1 protein-coding gene is annotated in these 1,361 nt (G+C 68.4%); it reads left to right on the forward strand.

Annotated elements, in window-relative coordinates; all coding sequences use genetic code 11:
- Nucleotides 1–71 precede the first annotated feature (71 nt).
- Nucleotides 72–1,324 (forward strand): IS3 family transposase gene (locus ACFWUY_RS41685; RefSeq protein WP_384122279.1). Its coding sequence is split into 2 segments (ribosomal slippage): nucleotides 72–410 and nucleotides 413–1,324, totalling 1,251 coding nucleotides; the frame shifts between segments, so codons are not numbered across the junction.
- The last annotated feature ends 37 nt before the right edge of the window (nucleotides 1,325–1,361 follow it).

Genomic DNA, 1,361 nt, shown 5'->3' on the forward strand with positions numbered 1-1,361 from the left:
GGGGCCTCCCCCTGAGTGGTGGACACGCTGATACTGGATCTGCTTGATCCGGAGGAAGCGAGAGACCGCCGATGGCGTTGAAGGACTATTCGGACGAGTTCAAGGCCGATGCCGTGGCCCTGTTCGAGTCCACGCCCGGGGCGACCTACAAGGGGATCGCCGCCGACCTGGGCGTCAGTCGGGGCACCCTGCGGGAATGGGTGCTGCGGGACCGCAAGCGCCGAGGCCAGGGTGGTCCGGCCGCCCCGCCGACAGCCACCAGGAGGAGCGCGGTCTCGAAGGAGACCGAGCCTGCCGCTGATGCGGACGAACGGATCCGGCAGCTGGAGGCCCGGGTGGCCGAGCTCGAGGCGAGTGAGCGGAAGCTGGCGACCGAGCGCGACATACTCCGCAAGGCGGCCAAGTATTTCGCCGGGGAGACGAACTGGTGATCAGCCGCTTCCAGTTCGTCGACGACCACCGGGACGCCTTCGAGGTGAAGCGGCTCTGCGAGGTCCTGGGCCTGAACCGGTCCAGCTACTACAAGTGGCTGGCCGGGCGGGAGACCAGGGCTGCCCGGCAGCGGGACGACCAGCGCCTTGCCGCCCAGATCCGCCAGGTCCACGCGGAGTCCGGCGGCGCCTACGGCTCCCCGCGGGTCACCGCCGAGCTGAGGGAGAAAGGCCTGCGGGTCAACGAGAAGCGGATCGCGCGGGTGATGCGGACCTTTTCGATCACCGGCATCCGCCTGAGAAGACGCGTCCGGACCACCGTCTGCGACCCGGCCGCCGTGCTGGTCCCGGACCTGTTCCAGCGGGACTTCACCGCACCCGAACCAGGCCGCAAATACATGGGAGACATCACCTATCTCCCGCTGGAGAGCGGAGAGTTCCTCTATCTCGCGACGGTGCTGGACTGCTTCAGCCGCAAGGTCGTCGGCTGGTCCATAGCCGACCACATGCGCACGGACCTGGTCGCCGACGCCCTCCGCATGGCCACCCGCACCCGCGGCGGCCTGGACGGCGCGGTGTTCCACTCCGACCACGGAGCGCAGTACGGGTCCAAAGCCTTCGCCGGCCTCTGCGACCAGCTGGGGGTCACCCGGTCGATGGGCTCGATCGGCAGCAGCGCGGACAACGCGGCCTGCGAGAGCTTCCACGCATCCCTGAAACGAGAGACCCTCCAAGGCGCTTGCCACTACGGCGACCCGGCCACCTGCAGGAAAACGGTCTTCGCCTGGCTGACCCGCTACAACACCCGCCGCCGGCACTCCACCAACGGCCACCTCAGCCCCAACGAATACGAACGACGACACCACACCGCTAAGCTCACGCTCGCCGCGTGACCAATACCCGCGTGTCCACCATCACGGGTGAAGGCCC

This window comes from Streptomyces sp. NPDC058664 (assembly GCF_042716635.1).
Classification (GTDB): Bacteria; Actinomycetota; Actinomycetes; order Streptomycetales; family Streptomycetaceae; genus Streptomyces.